Below are 19,070 nucleotides of genomic sequence, written 5' to 3' on the forward strand. Positions count from 1 at the left end.
TCCCCCTCCCGTTTGGTCGATACTGTTTTTCCGATTCCCAAAGCTTAGCGATATGCCCCCTCCTTCCGACAGTCCTCAAAGTGCCGATAGCGGTACGCCGGCGCTAGCCACCCCCCTTGTCCGCTTTCGGTCCTGGTGGGACGGACTGTCCGGCAATGTGCGGGGATCGATCTGGCTGTTCGCCGCGGGCCTGGTCTTCGCCGTCATGGGGGCGCTGATCAAATTCGTCGGCCAGCGTCTGCCGGTGGTGGAGATCCTGTTCCTGCGCCAGGCCTTCGTGATCGTCGTGGTCTCGCCGGCGATCATCAAAGGCTTTCCGGCGGTGTTCCGGACCGAGCGGCTGGGCCTGCACACACTGCGGGTCGGGCTGTCGGCGATCGCCATGACGACCGGGTTCACCGCCCTGGTCCATCTGCCGCTTGCCGAGGCGACGGCGATCAGCTTCTCGCGGACCCTGTTCACGACGATGCTCGCCGTCGTCATCCTGCACGAGATCGTCGGCTGGCGGCGGTGGACCGCAACGGCGGTCGGTTTCGTCGGTGTGGTCATCGTCGCCCATCCCTCGCCCTCGGGGCTCAACGAATACGCGCTGCTCGCCCTGCTCTCGGCCTTCTTCGTGGCGATGATCATGATCTGCCTGCGGATGCTGGCCCGCACCGAACGGCCGGCGACCATCATCGCCTATCAGTCGGTCTGCCTGACGGTCATCCTGGCCGGGCCCGCCTGGTACTTCTGGGTCTGGCCGACCTGGGAGGATCTGGCCCTGACAGCGGTGATCGGCGGGGTGATGTCGCTCGCCCAGTTCGTCAACATCAAGGCCTATTCCAACGGCGAGGCGGCGGCGATCGCACCGGTGGAGTACATCCGCCTGCTGGCCTCGGCCGGGCTCGGCTTCATGATGTTCAGCGAGGTGCCGACGATCTACACGGTGATCGGCGCCGTCTTCATCATCGGCTCGACCCTCTACACCATCCGCCGCAACGCCATGAAGAACACGCCGGTGCCGCCCCGCCCGCCGGAAGTGGCCCCCTGACGGCGGTCAGACCGGCTCGATGAACAACCGGCCGACGGCACCCCGGTCACCCTTCCCGGTCGCGCCGGTCGGCAGGGCCTCGACGACCTTCAGGCGTGACGGCAGCTTGTAGCGCTCCAGCCGCTCGCCTGCCCAGGCCAGCACCCGCTCCGGTACCGGCTCGCGGCCCGGTGCGGCGGTGATGACGGCGATCACCGCCTCGCCCGACTGCGGATCGGGCACGCCGGCGACCAGGGCGCCCGCCACGTCCGGATGGGCGGCCAGCACCGCCTCCACCTCCAGCGGCGCCACCTTCATGCCGCCGCGGTTGATCAGGTCCTTGGCCCGGCCGACCAGGGTCACCCGCCCGTCGTCGCGCAGCTGCGCCAGATCGCCCGTGCGGAAATAGCCGTCGTCGTCGAACGCCTCGGCCGTGCGCTGCGGATCGCGCAGGTAGCCGACCATGCCGTAGGGCGAGCGGATCTGCAGTTCGCCGTCCTCGGCGATCCGCGTCTCGATATCGCCGCCCGGCCGCCCGAGCGATCCCGACGCGGCGTCGTATTCCGGCGGATCGACGAAGAAATCGCAGGTGCCGGTCTCGGTCAGCCCGTAGATGTCGCCGATCCCGACCCCCGGCCAGGCGCCCCGGATCTTCGCGCCGAGCCCCGCCGGCAGCACCTCGCCGCCGGCCATCACCGCCCCCGCCCAGCCCGGCAGTGCGGCCGTCTCCGGCCGGTCCAGCAGCCCGCGCAGCAGGGTCGGCACGGCCGGGAGCCGGTCGACGTCGCGCCGCGCCAGCACCGCCGCCACCGCATCGACGGAGAGTTTCTCGGGAAACACCAGCGTGCCGCCGGACAGCAGGGTCAGCCACGTCACCCATTGACCGAAGCTGAAGGTCAGCTGCAGTGCCAGCAGGGTGCGCCGCCCGTCCTGCCATCCGGTCTCGCGCCGGATCATCTGGAGCTTCGCCGCCTGCCGTTCCGCCGACAGCACCGCCGCCTTCGGCGCGCCGGTCGTGCCGGAGGTGAAGACGATGGTCGACGCGCCGTGCAGCATCGGGTCCGGAACCAGCCGGGCGACCAGCTCCTCGATCCGGGCCCGCGGCGTCGCCCGGTGGATCGGCACCGCCACGCCGTCGGCCCGATAGACCGCCAGCAGCTCGATCAGATCGACCGGGCTGTTGTCCACCAGGACCGGGCACGGCCGGAAGGCGCCGACGCCCTCCCCTTTGAGCTCGAGCGCCCGCGTCTCCGACCGGCGCAGCAGGTCGCCATGGGTCAGGGTCGCTCCCTGTCGTTCGATCGCGGGCGCGTCGCCATGGGCCGCCATGGCCGCGAACAGGGTATCGGCGAACACGGTCATCGGCGGGGCAGACAGAACGGGAGCATGATCATACCCTCATCCTCACCCGCCCCAAGCAAACGGACAAGCCACAGCCATGACCGACACCGTTCTCTACGAGCGCCGGGGCAAGGTCGCCCTGATCACCCTGAACCGGCCGGAGCGCCTCAACGCGATGGATCAGGACATGCTGAAGGCGCTGGAAACGGCCTGCGACAAGGCCGAGGCGGACGATGAGGTCGGCGCCGTGGTCGTCACCGGGGCCGGCAAGGCCTTCTCCTCCGGCTTCGACCTGCAGGCCCAGGCGCGCAACACCCCGAAGGGCGTGGCCGAATGGCGGCCGGTGCTGCGCCGCGACTTCGACTGCACCATGCGGTTCTGGCACATGAGCAAGCCGACGGTGGCCGCCGTGCACGGTCCGGCGCTGGCGGGCGCCTGCGAGCTGACCATGGCCTGCGACATCACCGTGGCCGCCGAGGACGCGATCTTCGGCGAGCCGGAGGTGAAGTTCGGCGCCGGCATCGTCACCATGATCCTGCCCTGGGTCGTCGGCCCGAAACGGGCGAAGGAGATCATCCTGCTCGGCCTGGACGACATTCCCGCCGCCGAGGCCAAGGAGATGGGACTGATCAACCGCATCGTGCCGGTCGGCCAGGACGTGGAGGTGGCGCTGACCCTGGCCCGGCGCATGGCCGCCATGGACCGCACCCTGATCCGCGAGACCAAGCGAGCGGTGAACCGGACCTACGAGCTGATGGGCATGGGCACGGCCCTGGAATCCGCCCTGGAGGTGGACATGCTGATCGAGGGCGAGGGCATGGCGACCAAGAATCACTTTCTCGAGATCGCCCGGTCCGACGGCCTGCGCGCGGCCTTGAAATGGCGCGAGGAGCGGGCCGCCGAGGGGGAACGGGAATAGTTGGACCCTGGACGGCCACCCCCGCGATACACATCTTTGACCGGCGCGCCCGATGACATCGCGCCCACCTCACCGCGCGCAAGGAGGACAGAATGGCGAAGGCGATCTTTGGTGCGGGCTGCTTCTGGAGCCCCGAGGAGCAGTTCCGCAAGGTACCCGGCGTGACCGACGTGGCCGTGGGCTATGCCGGCGGCGCCAAGGAAAACCCGACCTACGAGGAGGTCTGCACCGGCAACACCGGCCACGCCGAAGTGGTCGAGGTCGAATACGACCCGGAGAAGGTGGCCTATGAGGATCTGCTGGAGGTGTTCTTCGACATCCACGACCCGACCCAGGTGAACCGCCAGGGCCCGGACGTGGGCACCCAGTACCGCTCGGCCGTGTTCTACGAAGACGCGGAACAGGAAGCGGCGGCCCGGGCGGTAAAGGAGAAGCTGGCGGCGCGCGGCGTGCCGGTGGCCACCGAGATCAGCAAGGCCGACACCTTCTGGCGGGCCGAGGAATATCACCAGCAGTTCCTGGCCAAGCGCCGCAAGGGCGTGTCCGGGAACCTGTTCCGGTGAGCGATCCGGCCGATGGGCTGAACAGCGATCTGTCGCTGTTCGCCCGTATCGACACCAACGAGATCGACTGGCAGCCGAGCCCCAGCCCCAGCGTCTTCCGTAAGCGCCTCGACCTCGCCGGAGACAAGGAGGCGAGCCGGGTCACTTCGGTGGTGCGCTACGAACCCGACAGCCGGTTCCACAGCCATCCGCATCCGGACGGCGAGGAGATCCTAGTGCTGGAAGGGGTGTTCTCCGACGAGCACGGCGCCTATCCGGCCGGCACCTTCCTGCTGAACCCGGAAGGCTTCGAGCATGCTCCGCGATCGACCGACGGCTGCGTGCTGTTCGTGAAGCTGCGGCAGTATCCGGGCGTGCGGCGCCAACTCACCGTGGACACCGCGACGGGGTCCTGGCGCCAAGGTCTCTCCGAGGGGATCGAGGTGCAGGATCTCTATCGCGAGGATGGCCATCCCGAGCATATCCGTCTCGCCCGCTTCGCCCCCGGGGCATCGACGCCGGAGCATGAGCATGCCGGCGGCGAGGAGGTTTTCGTGCTCCAGGGATCGGTGGAGGACGAGTTCGGCCTGCATCCCGCCGGCACCTGGGTCCGCTACCCGGCCGGCTCGCGCCACACGGCGCGGTCGTCCGGCGGCGCCCTGCTCTACGTAAAAAGCGGCCATCTCGGCTAGGTAGTCGCCCCGCCCGCCGGTCCGATATCCGGGGGCGTGCCGCAGGGCCCGCATCGCGCTATCCTCCCCGCATATCAAAGGGAGGAAACCAAATGGCGAAAATCGCTCTCGTTACCGGTGGATCGCGCGGCATCGGCGCCGCTACCTGCCGCCTGCTGGCCCGCGAGGGCTGGGACGTCGCCGTCAACTATGCCGGCAATGCCGAGGCCGCAGAGAAGGTGGCCACCGATGTGCGTGCCGCCGGTCGCCGGGCCATGACGGTCCAGGCCGATGTGGGCGACGAGGCCCAGGTGGTCGCCATGTTTGAGGCGGTCGAAAAGGAACTGGGCCCGATCGACGGGCTGGTCAATTCCGCCGGCATCATCGGCCCGGTCGGCCGGGTCGATGCCCTGAAACCCGCCGATATCGACCGGGTGCTGAAGACCAACGTGGTCGGCTGCATCCTCGCCTGCCGGGAGGCGGTGAAGCGGATGTCCACCAAACACGGCGGCAAGGGCGGGGCGATCGTCAACGTTTCCTCCGGCTCGGCCTATCTCGGCAATCCGGGTACCCAGGTGATGTACGCGATCTCCAAGGGGGCGGTGAACTCGCTGCATATCGGCCTCAGCCAGGAAGTCGCCGGCGAGGGCATCCGGGTGAACGCCGTCTCCCCCGGCATGACCGCCACCGAGATGGTCACCGAGGAGGCGGCCGCCGCCAATGTGGGCCGCATCCCCATGGGCCGCCTTGGCGAGCCGGAGGAGATCGCCGAGGCCATCGTCTGGCTGATGAGCGACCGGGCCGCCTACACGGCCGGCGCCAACATCCGGGTCGCGGGCGGCCGACCGTAGGGGGAAGCGCCGCCCGCGAAAAGGAACAAAAAAAGAACTTTTCACCCCGGGCGCGCGCTGGCACTCTGCCGGACCAAATGATGGGGAGGACATGCCATGGTTGACCATCCGGCGCGCACAGGCGGCTGCATGTGCGGCGGCGTGCGTTACAAGATCACCGGTCCGATCAAGCAGATCGTCGCCTGCCATTGCCGCGAATGCCGGCGGATGACCGGGCACTTCCTGCCCTCGTTCGACGTGTGGAACGAGCATTTCGAGATGGTCGAGAGCCGGGATCTCGGCTGGTACCGGTCCGCGCCGAAGAGCCGGCGCGGCTTCTGCAAGACCTGCGGCTGCTCGATCTTCTTCCGTATGGACGGCGGCGAGAAGATGTCCATCGCCGCCGGCTCCCTCGATGACGGCTGCGACGGCGACCTGCAGATCGCCGCGCACATCTTCACCGCGGAGAAGGGCGACTATTACGACCTGGACGACGCCCCGGCCTACACCGATGGCGGCGACAGCGTCCCGATGCCGCCCCGGGGGTAGCGCGCCTTACGCCGCCCCCGCCAGGGCGTCGGCCATCAGTTCCACCGCCTTGCGGGCCTCCTGTTCCAGGCGCGCGGCCTCCAGGGCGAGTTCGCGGGCGGTGATCGCCGGCAGCCGGTCGTCGTTATGGACGTAGCCGTTGCGCTTGTCGCGCAGCCAGACGTAGTCGCGGCCGAAGCGCACGGTGTTCAGATGCAGCCCACCGCCCCCACCGGCGCGCCCTCCGGCGCTCATGCCGACCGCCACATCCGCCTCCTCCATCTCCCAGTCGTCATGCCCGACCTGGTCGGCCACGTCGCTGTCGATAGCGGTCTGGGCGAGGATGACGGCGGTCACCCAGGCACCGGCGGCGAAGACCCGGCGCAGCTCGGTGAGGATCGCTTCGGTCTGTGCGTCGACCTGGAGCGGACCGCCGCCGCCGGCCCGGCGCAGCCGGTCGTCGAACCAGCGCAGGCGCTCGGTCCACTGCCGATGGGACGGGGGATCGATCAGCGTCATCGCAGCCTCCTCGCGTCGTCTCTACGAGAACGATACGGCCTGGCGTCGGTTTCGTCAGCCGGCGGCGGGAGCCTAGAGCTTTCATGCGGCAGGGGCGCGGTAGGGCCGCGGCAGTCGCCTGCCGGCGCCGCCGAATCGATCCCAGGCCGAATCGATTCCAGGCCTAATCGAGCCTACGCCGAGGCGATCTGCACGAAATACGGGCCGAGATCCGGATCGTCGTCGACCGTCGCCTCCACCACGTCCTGGACCTGGGCCATGGGCGGTCCCCGCCGGCACCGGGTGGCCAGGGCGTCCAGTTCGTCCGGTTCGCCGCGGGCGGTGATCTCGACCGCACCGTCCTGCCGGTTGCGGACCCAGCCGACAAGGCCGAGTTCCTTGGCGGTGCCGATGGTCCAGGCGCGGTAGGCCACGCCCTGCACCCGGCCGGTGACGGTCAGGTGTCGGGTCTCGGCCATGTAAGCCTCCTATTCTATTCGAATTCCACGATGGTCTGGTCGACCGCGAGGCTGGCGCCGGCGCTGGCGTGGATCTTGGCGACCGTGCCGTCCTTCTCGGCGCGCAGCACGTTCTCCATCTTCATGGCTTCCACCACGCAGATCTCCTGACCGACCTTCACCGGGTCGCCTTCCGAGACCGCGAGCGAGACCAGAAGGCCCGGCATCGGCGAGACCAGCAGCCTGGAGGTGTCGGCCGCTTCCTTGGCCGGCATCTTGTCCAGCGCGTCCGCCACCCGCGGCGGCACCACCAGCACCCGCATCGAGGCGCCGCCGAAGGACAGCGCGCGGTAGATGCCGTCGCGGTCGATCTGCACCGGGAAGGGCTCGCCGTTCACGTTGCCGTCGAACACCGCGATGGTGGCGTCGAGCGCGCCGCGGACGGCATAGCGCTGGCCGCCGACCACCGCGTCGTAGCCGTCCTCCACCGGGCGGATCTCGACGCGGGTGTTCTCGCGCCCCTCGCGCACGGTCCAGACCGTGGCGATCTCCGACTTGCCGCGGTTGGCGACCTGGCCGCTGATCCGCAGGCTGCGCTCGGCGTCGTCGCGGGCGAAGGCGACGGCCAGGACCTGCATCGCGCCGCGCTCGTAGTCGCCGATCGCCGCCCCTTCGAAGCCGTCGGGAAATTCCTCGGCGATGAAGTTGGTGGTGATGTTGCCCTTGCGGAACCGGTCCATGGCGATGGTGGCCGACAGGAACGGGATGTTGTGGCCGACGCCGCGGATCCGATAGCGGTTCAGCGCCTCGCCCATGCGGTCGGCCGCCTGGTCGCGGGTCTCGCCATAGGCGATCAGCTTGGCGATCATCGGGTCGTAGAACATGGAGATCTCCGACCCTTCCTCCACGCCGTCATCGACCCGGATGCCGTCGACGTCGAGCGGCGGGTCGTAGCGGGTCAGCCGGCCGATCGACGGCAGGAAGCCGCGGAACGGATCTTCGGCATAGACGCGGGCCTCGATCGCCCAGCCGTCCATTTTGACCTCGTCCTGGGTCAGCGGCAGCTTCTCGCCATAGGCGACCCGGATCATCTGCTCCACCAGGTCGAGGCCGGTGACCATCTCGGTGACCGGATGTTCGACCTGCAGGCGGGTGTTCATTTCCAGGAAGTAGAAGTTCTTGTCGGCATCGGCGATGAACTCGACCGTGCCGGCGGAGACGTAGCCCACCTGCCGGGCCAGCGCGCAGGCCTGTTCGCCCATCTTCGCCCGGGTCTCGGCGTCGATGAACGGGGACGGGGCCTCCTCGATGACCTTCTGGTGGCGGCGCTGAATGGAGCACTCGCGCTCGCCCAGATGGATGACGTTGCCGTGGCTGTCGGCCAGCACCTGGATCTCGATATGGCGCGGCTCGGTGACGAACTTCTCGATGAAGACCCGGTCGTCGCCGAAGGAGGAGCGGGCCTCGTTCATGGCCGAGCGCACGCCGTCCTTGAGCTCGTCCTTGGAATGGGCGATGCGCATGCCCTTGCCGCCGCCGCCGGCGGTGGCCTTGATCATCACCGGATAGCCGATCTCGTCGGCGATCTCGGCGGCATGGTCCGGTCCCTCGATCAGCCCGACGAAGCCCGGCACCGTGCTGACCCCGGCCTCCTTGGCGATCTTCTTCGAGGTGATCTTGTCGCCCATCGCCTCGATGGCCTTCACGCCCGGGCCGATGAAGGTGATGCCGGCCTTCTCCAGCGCCTCGCAGAAGGCGGCGCGCTCGGACAGGAAGCCGAAGCCCGGATGGACGGCCTCGGCGCCGGTCTGCTTGCAGGCCTCGATGATCTTGTCGATCAGCAGGTAGCTCTCGGCCGAGGGCGGCGGGCCGAGCCGCACCGCCTCGTCGGCCATGCGCACATGCTTGCCGTCCGCATCGGCGTCGGAATAGACGGCGACTGTCGCGATACCCATCCGCTTGGCGGTGCGGATGATCCGGCACGCAATCTCGCCGCGGTTGGCGATGAGGATTTTATTGAACATCGGACCCAGTTCCCTGTTCTTTTCTCGTCGCCCTGAACTCGATTCAGGGCCAATTCACCAAGCTCGCAGCCGCCCCGCCCCTGGATCCCGGATCAGGTCCGGGAAGACGGTCGGGGGTGCCCCGCAGCCGTCACAACGGGATGTTGTCGTGCTTCTTCCACGGGTTGCTGAGCTGCTTGTCGCGCAGCATGGCCAGCGCCCGGCAGATCCGGCGGCGCGTGTTGTGCGGGCGGATGATGTCGTCCAGGTACCCCCGGCTGGCCGCCACGAACGGGTTGGCGAAGCGCTCGCGGTATTCCTCGGTGCGGGCCTCGATCTTGGCCTCGTCGCCGAGATCGCCGCGGAAGATGATCTCCACCGCGCCCTTCGGCCCCATGACCGCGATCTCGGCCGTCGGCCAGGCGTAGTTCACATCGCCACGCAGGTGCTTGGAACTCATGACGTCATAGGCGCCGCCATAGGCCTTGCGGGTGATGACCGTCACCTTCGGCACCGTCGCCTCGGCATAGGCGAAGAGCAGCTTGGCGCCGTGCTTGATGATGCCGCCGAATTCCTGGGCGGTACCCGGCAGGAAGCCCGGCACGTCGACGAAGGTCACGATCGGAATGTTGAAGCAGTCGCAGAACCGCACGAACCGGGCGGCCTTCTTCGCGCTCTCGATATCGAGGCAGCCGGCCAGCACCATCGGCTGGTTGGCGACGATGCCCACCGTCGAGCCCTGCATGCGGGCGAAGCCGATCAGGATGTTGCCGGCATAGCCCGGCTGGATCTCGAAGAAATCGCCCTCGTCCACGACCTTGAGGATCAGCTCCTTCATGTCATAGGGCTTGTTCGGGTTCGCCGGCACGAGGCTGTCGAGCGAGTATTCCGGGCGGTCCGCCTCGTCCGCCGTCGGCCGCACCGGCGGCTGCTCGCGGTTGGAGCTGGGCAGGAAATCGATGAACCGGCGCAGGTTCAGCAACGCCTCGACGTCGTTGTCGAAGGCGAGGTCGGCGACGCCGGACTTGGTGGTGTGGGTGACCGCCCCGCCCAGTTCCTCGTGGGTCACCGTCTCGTGGGTGACGGTCTTCACCACGTCCGGTCCGGTGACGAACATGTAGGAGCTGTCCTTCACCATGAAGATGAAGTCGGTCATCGCTGGAGAGTACACGGCACCGCCGGCGCAGGGGCCCATGATCATGGAGATCTGCGGCACCACGCCCGAGGCGAGCACGTTGCGCTGGAACACCTCGGCATAGCCGCCCAGCGAGGCAACGCCTTCCTGAATGCGCGCGCCGCCGCTGTCGTTCAGGCCGATGACCGGGGCGCCGACCTTCATCGCCTGGTCCATGACCTTGCAGATCTTCTCGGCATGGGCCTCGGAGAGCGAACCGCCGAACACGGTGAAGTCCTGGCTGAAGACGAAGACCAGACGGCCGTTCACCGTGCCCCAGCCGGTCACCACGCCGTCGCCGCGCACCTTCTGCTCGGCCATGCCGAAATCGGTCGAGCGATGCTCGACGAACATGTCCCACTCCTCGAAGGACCCGGGATCGAGCAGCAGGTCGATGCGCTCGCGCGCGCTCAGCTTGCCCTTGGCATGCTGGGCGGCGACCCGCTTCTCGCCGCCACCGGCCCTGGCCTGCTCCCGCATCTCTTCGAGACGGTGGATGATGTCCTGCATCGTCGATGCCCCTTACGCGTTTCCCACAGTCGTTCGGCCGGCGATCCTAGAGCAATTCTCCGGCATATGTGACCGGGAATTCATTCTGTTGGCGCGGTCAGCGTTCGCCGCTCACCAGGGTCTTGAACCGCTCGGCCGCCTTCATCTCGGCCAGCAGACCGCGCCGGCGCAGCTCGGCCTCGCGGTCCTGGCCCCATTTCTCCACCTGGAACGCCTCGTCGACCTGCGACAGCCCGAACGCCTCCGCGGCGCCCAGATCGCCGTCGAGGAAGGCGAGCGCCAGGATCAGCGAGCCGGTGATCGAGGTGGCGGTGTGCAACGGCGCCAGGGACCAGTCGTCGACGGCCTCCACCGACGCGCGGAAGGCCGCCAATGCCTCCTCGGACTGCCGCACCGGCATCACGCCGGAGGTCACGACGAGGCGCATGGCCAGCCGCTTCTCCGCCCGCTCGCGCCACGGGGTCCATTGCGTGACCTGGCGGCCGACCAGTTCGTCCGGCCCGTCGGCCAGGAAGCACAGCAGGTCGGAGCCGCCGAAGCCGGCGATCTCGCCGACAACATGGTCGCGCTGGGGGGTGACCCGGTCGGTCACCGTGGCGGCGAAGCTCATCATCGCCATGGAGGACGGGTCGATCTTCTCGCCCTGGGCGTCCCATTCCTCGGCGATCGCCTCGGCCACGCCCCGTGTCGGCAGCCGCAGCGGACGCTTGGCGGGGGAGCTGAGGTTGCGATCGTCGAGGGTGACCAGGAAGGCACCGTCATCCGCCTCGCTCACGGCGACGGTCTTGTAGAAGCGTTTCATGCGGGTCGTGTCTTTCCTCTATCAGTCTCGGCCTCTGTCGGTTTTGGCCTCTGTCGGTTCCCAATCGGCTATTCCACCGCCTTACGGAGACTGTCGAACAGGCCCTTGATGCCGCCGGGCTTGCCCGGCTGCTCGGTGGCGCCGGCATTCCCGCCGCTCGGCATCGGCTTGGTGCCCTGGGCCACCGCGACGGCCTCGGCGCAGGCCGGCTCCGTCGACCCAGACGACACGAAGGGCAGCATCAGCGCCAGCGGTCCGGCGAGCGCGGCGCCGCCGACCAGGGAGCCGACGCCCTTGGCCACCGCCACCGGGTCGGGCGCGATGTCCGGGTCAGCGATCTTGCCGGTGATCAGGATCGGCGTGGCGAGGCTGACCAGGCTGGCGTCCTTCGGGCTGGGGGTCAGGCGCATGTCGAGGGTCTCGCGGGCGAGGTCGATCGTGCCCTCACCACCGACGGTCACCCGGTCGCTGTCGATCATCAGCGCGACCGTGTCGGCGACGCCGCGCTTCAGGGTCCAGCGGCCGACCGCGCAGTTCAGAGTGCCGCGGGCCGCCCCTTCCAGGAAGGGCAGGAACTTGGTCGTCAGGTCCGCGGCGATCAGTTCCCAGTCCTCGTTGGCGATCTTGCCGTCCTCGGTGGTGATCCAGGCGGTACCGGCGAGGCTGGCGATCATGTCGCGGATGCTGGCGCCGGAGGCGGTCAGGTCGACCGCCGCGTCGCCCTTCGCCTCCAGCGTCTCGGAGCCGTGCAGAGTGCGGGCGAGCTTGCCGAAATCGGCCCCCGTCCACGACGCCTTCAGGGCCTGGGTCGGCACCGCCTCGTTGGCGGCGATCGTGGCCGTGGCCTCGATCCTGCCGTCGGACAGCACCGCTTCGACGGGATCGAGACGCAGGGTTCCGTCGGTCAGCGTGGCGGTGGCGGCGATGTCCGTCACCGAAAGCTCGTCGGCGGAGAGGGAGGCCACCGCAAGTTTGATCTCGGCGTCCACCAGGCCGAGCAGCGCCAGCGGCAGGGCCGCCTCCAGCCCGTCGCCCGCTCCGTCCTCCCCGCCCTCGGGCAGGGTGACGGCGTCGCTCTTCAGGTCGGCCACCAGCCTCGGCCGCGCCCCGTCCAGGGCGAGCGAGGCGCTGCCGGTCACCGTGACCCCTTCGGCGGTCAGCGACAGCCGGTCGGCCTCCACCGAGGCCAGACCGCCGTCCTTGCCCAGGGCGTAGCGCAGGTTGGTGGCCAGCGCGATCTCGCGCGCGCCGATGCTGCCCGTCACGTCGATCGGCAGACTTGCCCCCGGCCGCAGCGCTTCCGCCACCGCCGGCAGGGTTCCGGTCAGCGTCACCGGATCACCGTTCACATCGGCCTCGAGCGTGACGTCCAGCGGCCCGTTGCCCTCCCCGGCCTCGAGGTCGAGACGGTTGATCCGCACGGTCTGCGCCTCGGCATCCGGCGCCGGTTTCCAGCGCAGCACCACATCGACCAGTTCGACGCTGCGCATCAGCGGCACCGTCATCCCGCCGCCGCCGTCCCCAGCGCCGCCCCCAGTGCCGCCGCCAGTGCCGCCGCCGAGCTGCCAGTTGGAGGCCCCGTCCGCGTTGCGTTCCAGCAGGATGTCCACGTCGGCCAGCGCGATGTGTTGCACGTCCAGCGTGCCCGAGAGCAGCGGCACCACGTCCACCGCCACCTTCAGCTTGCCGACCGTGGCCATGTCCGGCCGGCTGCCCCAGTCGGCATTGGCGAAGTGAACCGTCTCGGTGCTGAGCGTCGGGCGCGGCGTCCAGGCGAGGTCGAGATCGCCCTCGATCGTCAGGTCTCGGCCGGTCGCCTCGGCCACAGCCGCCTCGATCTCCGACTTGTAGCTGTTCAGGTCCAGGGTCGCGACGAAGATCACCAAACCGATGACGACAATCGCGAGAACGCCGACGAGACCGGCGAGGACTTGGATCCAGCGCATGGTTCACTCCTCCTGTTGCGAGGCCACCAGGCCGTCCGCCACGGACGGGAGCTGGTCGAACCTGTCGAGGATGATAACCGATCCGGCCGCCTGGAGCCGAACCGCGTCGTGATAGCCCCAGGATACGCCGATGGCGGCGGCGACCTCGGCGTTCACCGCCGTCTCCATGTCGAAGCTGGTGTCGCCGACCATGACCGTGCGCCGGCCCGTGCACCCGGCCTCGGCCATGGCCTCCAGCAGCACGGTCGGGTTCGGCTTGCCCGGTCCGTCATCGGCCGATTTCAGCGAGACGAAGCGCTGGCGGATTCCGTGGGCGTCCAGGACGTGGAGCAGCCCGCGCCGGCTCTTGCCGGTGACGATGGCCAGGAGCCATCCGTCGGCCTCCATGGCGTCGAGCATCTGGCGCGTGCCGGGAAACAGCGGCTCCGGCCCTTCGCCGTCGTTGCGCGGGTCGAAATAGGCGTCGCGATAGGCTTCCACCAGCCGCTCGATCTGCAACCCGCCGATGCCCGGCGCCAGCCGTCGGATCGCCACGTCCAGGGGCAGGCCCACGACCTGACGCACCGCGTCCGGCATCGGCGCCACCTGCCCTTCGGCCGCGAAACCGGCGGTCATGGCGGCGACGATGCGGTGCTGGCTGTCGACCAGCGTGCCGTCCAGATCGAAAACACAGAGCTTCAGGGCGGGCACGGTTACTCCTCGAACGGCTCGAACGGCGACCCGTCAAGCTCCGGCTCAAGACCGAAGAAGTCGAACGAGCGGATCATGTGATCCTGCAGCGGGGCGATGATCTCGATCGGCACGCCGTCCTCGTCGGGGATGCGGATGGCGCGGGCGTGCAGGTGCAGCTTGCGGCTGATCCCCTCCCCCTGCAGGAAGGCTTCCGCCGCGCCGTACTTGCCGTCGCCCAGGATCGGGGTGCCGATGGCCTCCATATGGACGCGGAGCTGGTGCGTGCGCCCGGTCACCGGCGACAGGGCGACGAGAGCGGCGCGCCGGCCGAGCTTCTCCAGGGTGACGTAGCGGGTAACCGCCGACTGGCCGTTTTCGTGGTCGACGGCCATCTTCTCGCCGAGCTTGCCCGGCAGCTTGCCGATCGGCAGCTCGATCTGGCCGTTGGTCGGTTTCGGCTCGCCCACCACCAGCGCCCAATAGATCTTCAGCGCCGACTTGGCGCGGAACGCATGGGTCAGCCGGCGGGCGGCACGCTGGGTGCGGGCCAGCACCAGGACGCCCGAGGTGTCCTTGTCGAGCCGGTGAACCAGCCGGGGCCGCTCGCTGTAGCCGAAGCGCAGGCTGTCCAGCGCGCCGTCGATATGCTTGGTCGTGCCCGACCCGCCCTGGACGGCAAGGCCGGCGGGCTTGTTGATCGCGATCATCTCGTCGTCGCGGTAGATCACGGCCTCGATCAGCTCGGCGCCGGTCTCGGTGTCCTTGCGGGCGGGCTTGGCGAACTGCAGATGCGGCTGCGCGTCGCCCAGCGGCGGAATGCGGATCTGCTGCCCGGCCTCCAGCCGCTGGTTCGCCTTGGCGCGTTTGCCGTCGATGCGGATCTGCCCGGTGCGTAACAGCTTGGAGAGCTGGCCGTGGCCGACCGCCGGGAAATGCCGCTTGAACCAGCGGTCCAGCCGCTGTTCCGCCTCGTCGGCGTCGACCGTGCGGGTTTCGACATAGGCGCTCATGCGATCACCGTCCTGACAAAGGCGAGCCCGGCGAACAGCGCCAGGATCGAGAGGGCCACCGAAGCGGCGATATAGGCGCCGGTCGCCATCACGGCACCCCGCTCCCACAGCGTCGCCACGTCCAGCGAAAAGGTGGAGAAGGTGGTGAAGGCGCCGAGCAGTCCGACGGCGAGGAACGCCCGCATCTCGCCCGACAGGTTCAGCTTCAGTGCCCCCAGCTCGATCAGCGCGCCCATGGCGAACGACCCGACCACGTTGACCGCCAGCGTGCCCCAGGGAAAGCCGTGCCCCATCAGGTGCGCGATCCATCCGACGGTCTTGTACCGCAGGACCGCGCCGAGCGCGCCGCCCAGGGCCACAGCGAGAAGCATCTTCATGGGCGCGGGCTTATCTCAGGTGACGCCGAATATCCAGCCCTCGTGCCGGGAAGCGGGTTCGCGGGCCGGAGCCGACCAGACCGTCGGATCGTCCGACAATCGGCGCAGCGCCGCCGCCGCGACCACCGCGTCGGCCTTGTCCTCGGTATCCAGGGCGGCATCCAAGGCGGCGCCAGCATAGGCCGCGCTGCCGTATCCGGCGAGGGTCGCGTCGATCACCGCCGGATCGCGCCAGGCGCGGGGATCCTGGCCGACCGCCATGAAATACCGGCGCGGGAAGATCTCCGCCACCGTCAGCGGTTCCGGCGGCGCGAACGGCCAGACCGCCGCCCAGCCGGCGACCCGGTGCAGCAGCCGCATGCCCGCCAGCGATCCGGTGCCCACATTGGCGGCGCCGATGCACTTGAACACCGGATGCGGCGTGGTGACGGCGGCGCAGGCCTGCTCCGCCCGGCGCTGGCGGTAGGTGTAAAGGGATCCCCGCCCGAGTGGGGACAGATAGTGATCGGCGACCGGCGAACCCGGGGCGTAGACCGACCCGGCGTAGAGATCCTCGGTCTCCCCTGCGAGATCTTCAACGAACGCCCACAGCGCGCGGACATCCGCCAGGTCGGGACCGGTGCCCGGGAAATAGCCGCCGTGATCGGCATGGGCATAGGCGAAGGCGAAATCGAACCCGGCCAGCACCCGGGCGCCCGCGTCTCTCTCCCGCTCCAGCAGGGCCAGCACGTCCAGCCGCCGCCACAGCCCGCCCGGCTGCGGGCCGTCGAGCAGTCTCGGCGCCGCAGTGCCCGGCGCGCACTCCGCCACCTGCAGCCCCGGCAGGCGCCGCGCCTTAGAGCCCGACCAGTCGATCCCGTAGAAGCGGTCGAAGGCCGGGAGGGCGGTCATGCGCCCTCGTCCGGCGCGTCCGGGGTGTCGGTGGGTGCCGCGTCCTGCGACTGCCGCCGCTTGCCGCGCAGCTTGTCGAAATAGTCGACCCGCTTGCGGATCTCGCGCTCGAAGCCGCGCTCCACCGGGTTGTAGAAGCGCTGCCGCGCCATGCCCTCGGGGAAGTAGTCCTGACCGGAGAAGCCGTCCTCGGCGTCGTGGTCGTAGGCATAGCCGGCGCCGTAGCCCAGTTCCTTCATCAGCTTGGTCGGCGCGTTGAGAATATGCGCCGGCGGCATCAGCGAGCCGGTCTCCTTCGCCGCCCGCTTGGCCGCCCCATGGGCCTTGTAGCCGGCATTGGATTTCGGCGCGGTTGCCAGGTGGATGACCAGCTGGCTGATCGCCAGATCCCCCTCCGGCGAGCCGAGCCTGTCGTAGGTCTCCCAGCAGGCGATGGCGGTGGTGACGGCGGTCGGATCGGCCATGCCCACATCCTCCACCGCGAACCGCGTCAGCCGGCGCAGCAGATAGGCCGGATCCTCGCCGCCTGCGAGCATGCGGGCCAGCCAGTAAAGGGCCGCGTCCGGATCGGAGCCGCGCATCGACTTATGCAGCGCGCTGATCAGGTTGTAATGCTCTTCCCGGTTCTTGTCGTAGACCGGGGCACGGCGGTTCACGCCGGCGGCCACCCCGGCGGAGTCCAGGGGCTGGTGCGGCGAGAGCTCGAACACCTCCTCGGCCATGTTCAGCAGGAAGCGGCCGTCGCCGTCGGCCATGGCGCGCAGCGTGGCGCGGCCGTCCTCGGTCACCGGCAGGGGCCGCCCCTCCTCCTCCGCCGCCCGGTCGAGCAGCCGGTCCAGCGCCGCGTCGTCGAGCCGGCGCAGCACGAAGACCTGGGCGCGGGACAGCAGCGCGGCGTTCAGCTCGAAGCTGGGATTCTCGGTCGTCGCCCCCACCAGGGTGACGGTGCCGTCCTCCACCACCGGCAGGAAGCCGTCCTGCTGGGCGCGGTTGAAGCGGTGGATCTCGTCGACGAACAGCAGGGTGCCCTTGCCGGAGGCGCGCAGGCCGCGGGCCTGCTCGAACGCCTTCTTCAGGTCGGCGACGCCGGAGAACACGGCCGACAGGGGCATGAACTCCAGCCCCGCCTTCTCCGACAGCAGCCGGGCGATGGTGGTCTTGCCGCAGCCCGGCGGCCCCCACAGGACCATCGAAGCCAGCCGGCCCTTGGCCAGCATCCGCCCGATCGGCCCCTCGGGACCGAGCAGGTGGTCCTGGCCGACCACCTCCTCCAGCCGTTCCGGGCGCAGCCGGTCGGCGAGCGGACGCGGGGCCTGGCTCTCGAACAGGCTCATGGCCCGCGCCTAGCCCTGGACCCGGGTGGTCAGCACCTTGCCGTCGCGCTTGATCGCCAGCTCCCAGCCGCCGCGTGGGCTGGCCACCGCCTCGTTGAAGGTGGCGACGCTGTCGATCTCCAGGCCGTTGACCCGCACGACGATGTCGCCCCGGCGCACGCCGATCTGGTCGGCGGCCGAGCCGCGCTTGAGGCCGAGCACCACGACGCCCCGTGCCATCTCGTCGAAGCCCTCTTCCACCGCCAGGGCGGGGGACAGGTTGGCCACCCGGCTGCCGGCGAAGGGGTTACGCCCGGTGACGTCGGTGACCTGGGCCGGCGGATCTTCGGCCGGCGGGACCATGGCCAGGGACAGATCGCGCTCCGCGCCGCCGCGGATCACCCGGATGGCGACATCCTCGCCCGGCGCGCGTGTGGCGACCCGGTAGCGCAGGGCCCCGCTGTCGATCACCTCGCGGCCGTCGACGGCGACGATCACGTCGCCGGCCTGGAGGCCGGCCTGCTCGGCCGGACCGCCGGGATAGAGGTCGTTCACCAGGGCGCCGACCGGCCGCTTCATGCCCAGGCTGTCGGCCAGATCGGCGGTGACGGTCTGCGTCCTGGCACCGAGCCAGGGGCGCACCACCCCGCCGTCCCTGGCCGCGCGGAGCACCGTCGCCACCATGTTGGAGGGTACGGCGAAGCCGATGCCGACCGAGCCGCCCGGACTGCCGCCGCGCTGGTTGGAATAGATCGCGGTGTTGATGCCGACCAGCCGGCCGTCGGTGCCGATCAGCGCGCCGCCGGAATTGCCCGGGTTGATGGAGGCGTCGGTCTGGATGAAGAAGCTGTAGTCGGTGATGCCGACATTGGTGCGGGCCAGGGCCGAGACGATGCCCATGGTCACGGTCTGGCCGACCCCGAACGGGTTGCCGATCGCCAGCACCAGATCGCCGACCGCCAGGTCGTCGCTGTCATGGATCTCGACATAGGGCAGCGGCTCGTCCACCCCGTCGATCGCCAGCACGGCGAGGTCGGTGTCCGGATCGGCCAGGATCAGCCGCGCCTTGTACTCGCGCCGGTCGTTGAGCACGACGGTGATCTCGTCGGCGCCCTCGATGACATGATTGTTGGTCACCACCGTGCCGGCCGCATCGACGATCACGCCGGAGCCGAGCGATGTCGCCTCGCGCCGGCGCTGCGGCAGGGAGGGGACCAGATCGCCGAAGAACCGTTTGAAGAACGGGTCGTCGAACAGCGGCGACACGCCCCGCCGCTCGGAGACCACCGTGCGGGTGTAGACGTTCACAACTGCCGGCCCCACCTCGCGCACCAGTGGCGCGAAGGTCAGGCTTATCTCGCCCTTTCCGCGCGGGATCACCTCGGTCTGGTTACCCCCCTGGGCGACGGCGGGAACGGGATTCTGCGCGATACAAACGGCCAGTATCAGGCAGACGGCGCGCCAAGCGGCGGTCAGACACTTCATTCTCGGATCTCCAGCCCGTGCAGGTCGGTTGTAGCCACAGGCAGCTGTGTTAGGCTTCCCAATCTAGGGAGTCCAGCCGGCGGTGCCA

Annotated in this window: 19 protein-coding genes; 6 read left to right on the forward strand and 13 right to left on the reverse strand. The window is 69.3% G+C overall.

The features are described 5' to 3' along the window. Positions 1–157 precede the first annotated feature (157 nt). Positions 158–1,033, forward strand: a complete 876-nt coding sequence (locus BLS34_RS22390) for a DMT family transporter (protein ID WP_051244942.1) — start codon at positions 158–160, stop codon at positions 1,031–1,033. A gap of 6 nt (positions 1,034–1,039) precedes the next feature. Here BLS34_RS22390 and BLS34_RS22395 read toward each other — a convergent pair whose 3' ends face one another. Next, the gene (locus BLS34_RS22395) at positions 1,040–2,374 is read right to left on the reverse strand and encodes a class I adenylate-forming enzyme family protein (RefSeq protein ID WP_093154039.1); all 1,335 of its coding nucleotides are present in this window, start codon (positions 2,372–2,374) and stop codon (positions 1,040–1,042) included. Between the two features lie 76 nt (positions 2,375–2,450). Here BLS34_RS22395 and BLS34_RS22400 point away from each other — a divergent pair, with 76 nt between their 5' ends. The 5 genes from BLS34_RS22400 to BLS34_RS22420 all read left to right on the forward strand — a co-directional run bounded on the left by BLS34_RS22400 (position 2,451) and on the right by BLS34_RS22420 (position 5,864). Continuing rightward, on the forward strand, positions 2,451–3,272 hold the full coding sequence (locus BLS34_RS22400) for an enoyl-CoA hydratase/isomerase family protein (protein ID WP_093154041.1): 822 nt from the start codon (positions 2,451–2,453) through the stop codon (positions 3,270–3,272). Between the two features lie 92 nt (positions 3,273–3,364). Continuing rightward, the gene (gene msrA, locus BLS34_RS22405; RefSeq protein WP_093154044.1) at positions 3,365–3,835 is read left to right on the forward strand and encodes a peptide-methionine (S)-S-oxide reductase MsrA; all 471 of its coding nucleotides are present in this window, start codon (positions 3,365–3,367) and stop codon (positions 3,833–3,835) included. After that, positions 3,832–4,506 (forward strand): cupin domain-containing protein, encoded by a 675-nt coding sequence (locus tag BLS34_RS22410; protein WP_139189429.1) that lies wholly within the window; start codon positions 3,832–3,834, stop codon positions 4,504–4,506. Before msrA ends, BLS34_RS22410 begins: the two co-directional genes overlap by 4 nt. A gap of 92 nt (positions 4,507–4,598) precedes the next feature. Further along, the gene (locus BLS34_RS22415; RefSeq protein ID WP_093154046.1) at positions 4,599–5,336 is read left to right on the forward strand and encodes an SDR family oxidoreductase; all 738 of its coding nucleotides are present in this window, start codon (positions 4,599–4,601) and stop codon (positions 5,334–5,336) included. Positions 5,337–5,432: 96 nt separating this feature from the next. Further along, a complete protein-coding gene (locus BLS34_RS22420; protein ID WP_093154048.1) occupies positions 5,433–5,864 on the forward strand; it encodes a GFA family protein in 432 nt (143 codons plus the stop codon). A 6-nt stretch (positions 5,865–5,870) separates the two neighbouring features. Here the strand turns inward: BLS34_RS22420 and BLS34_RS22425 are convergent, their stop codons facing one another. The 12 genes from BLS34_RS22425 to BLS34_RS22480 form a co-directional block, all read right to left on the reverse strand. After that, positions 5,871–6,362, reverse strand: a complete 492-nt coding sequence (locus BLS34_RS22425; RefSeq protein ID WP_028795210.1) for a hypothetical protein — start codon at positions 6,360–6,362, stop codon at positions 5,871–5,873. 173 nt (positions 6,363–6,535) lie between these two features. Further along, positions 6,536–6,820, reverse strand: coding sequence for an acylphosphatase (locus BLS34_RS22430; RefSeq protein WP_028795211.1), 285 nt, complete (start codon positions 6,818–6,820; stop codon positions 6,536–6,538). Between the two features lie 14 nt (positions 6,821–6,834). After that, the gene (locus BLS34_RS22435) at positions 6,835–8,823 is read right to left on the reverse strand and encodes an acetyl-CoA carboxylase biotin carboxylase subunit (protein WP_093154051.1); all 1,989 of its coding nucleotides are present in this window, start codon (positions 8,821–8,823) and stop codon (positions 6,835–6,837) included. 130 nt (positions 8,824–8,953) lie between these two features. Next, positions 8,954–10,486 carry an acyl-CoA carboxylase subunit beta gene (locus tag BLS34_RS22440; RefSeq protein ID WP_028795213.1) on the reverse strand — a complete coding sequence of 511 codons (1,533 nt, stop codon included), beginning with the start codon at positions 10,484–10,486 and terminating at the stop codon, positions 8,954–8,956. Between the two features lie 97 nt (positions 10,487–10,583). Next, positions 10,584–11,288 carry an ATP12 family chaperone protein gene (locus tag BLS34_RS22445; protein ID WP_093154053.1) on the reverse strand — a complete coding sequence of 235 codons (705 nt, stop codon included), beginning with the start codon at positions 11,286–11,288 and terminating at the stop codon, positions 10,584–10,586. 68 nt (positions 11,289–11,356) lie between these two features. Continuing rightward, positions 11,357–13,234, reverse strand: coding sequence for an AsmA family protein (locus BLS34_RS22450; RefSeq protein WP_093154056.1), 1,878 nt, complete (start codon positions 13,232–13,234; stop codon positions 11,357–11,359). 3 nt (positions 13,235–13,237) lie between these two features. Further along, positions 13,238–13,924 (reverse strand): HAD-IA family hydrolase, encoded by a 687-nt coding sequence (locus BLS34_RS22455; protein WP_093154058.1) that lies wholly within the window; start codon positions 13,922–13,924, stop codon positions 13,238–13,240. A 2-nt stretch (positions 13,925–13,926) separates the two neighbouring features. Further along, positions 13,927–14,916 (reverse strand): RluA family pseudouridine synthase, encoded by a 990-nt coding sequence (locus tag BLS34_RS22460; protein ID WP_093154061.1) that lies wholly within the window; start codon positions 14,914–14,916, stop codon positions 13,927–13,929. Further along, positions 14,913–15,293, reverse strand: a complete 381-nt coding sequence (gene crcB, locus BLS34_RS22465) for a fluoride efflux transporter CrcB (protein WP_093154063.1) — start codon at positions 15,291–15,293, stop codon at positions 14,913–14,915. The genes BLS34_RS22460 and crcB overlap by 4 nt, the downstream gene beginning before the upstream one ends. Before the next feature lie 15 nt (positions 15,294–15,308). Further along, on the reverse strand, positions 15,309–16,184 hold the full coding sequence (locus tag BLS34_RS22470; RefSeq protein ID WP_093154066.1) for a hypothetical protein: 876 nt from the start codon (positions 16,182–16,184) through the stop codon (positions 15,309–15,311). Next, the gene (locus tag BLS34_RS22475) at positions 16,181–17,518 is read right to left on the reverse strand and encodes a replication-associated recombination protein A (RefSeq protein WP_093154069.1); all 1,338 of its coding nucleotides are present in this window, start codon (positions 17,516–17,518) and stop codon (positions 16,181–16,183) included. The genes BLS34_RS22470 and BLS34_RS22475 overlap by 4 nt, the downstream gene beginning before the upstream one ends. A 9-nt stretch (positions 17,519–17,527) precedes the next feature. After that, positions 17,528–18,982 carry a Do family serine endopeptidase gene (locus BLS34_RS22480; RefSeq protein ID WP_093154071.1) on the reverse strand — a complete coding sequence of 485 codons (1,455 nt, stop codon included), beginning with the start codon at positions 18,980–18,982 and terminating at the stop codon, positions 17,528–17,530. Between the last annotated feature and the right edge of the window lie 88 nt (positions 18,983–19,070).

The sequence above is a fragment of the Thalassobaculum litoreum DSM 18839 genome, from assembly GCF_900102465.1.
GTDB classification, from domain to species: Bacteria; Pseudomonadota; Alphaproteobacteria; order Thalassobaculales; family Thalassobaculaceae; genus Thalassobaculum; species Thalassobaculum litoreum.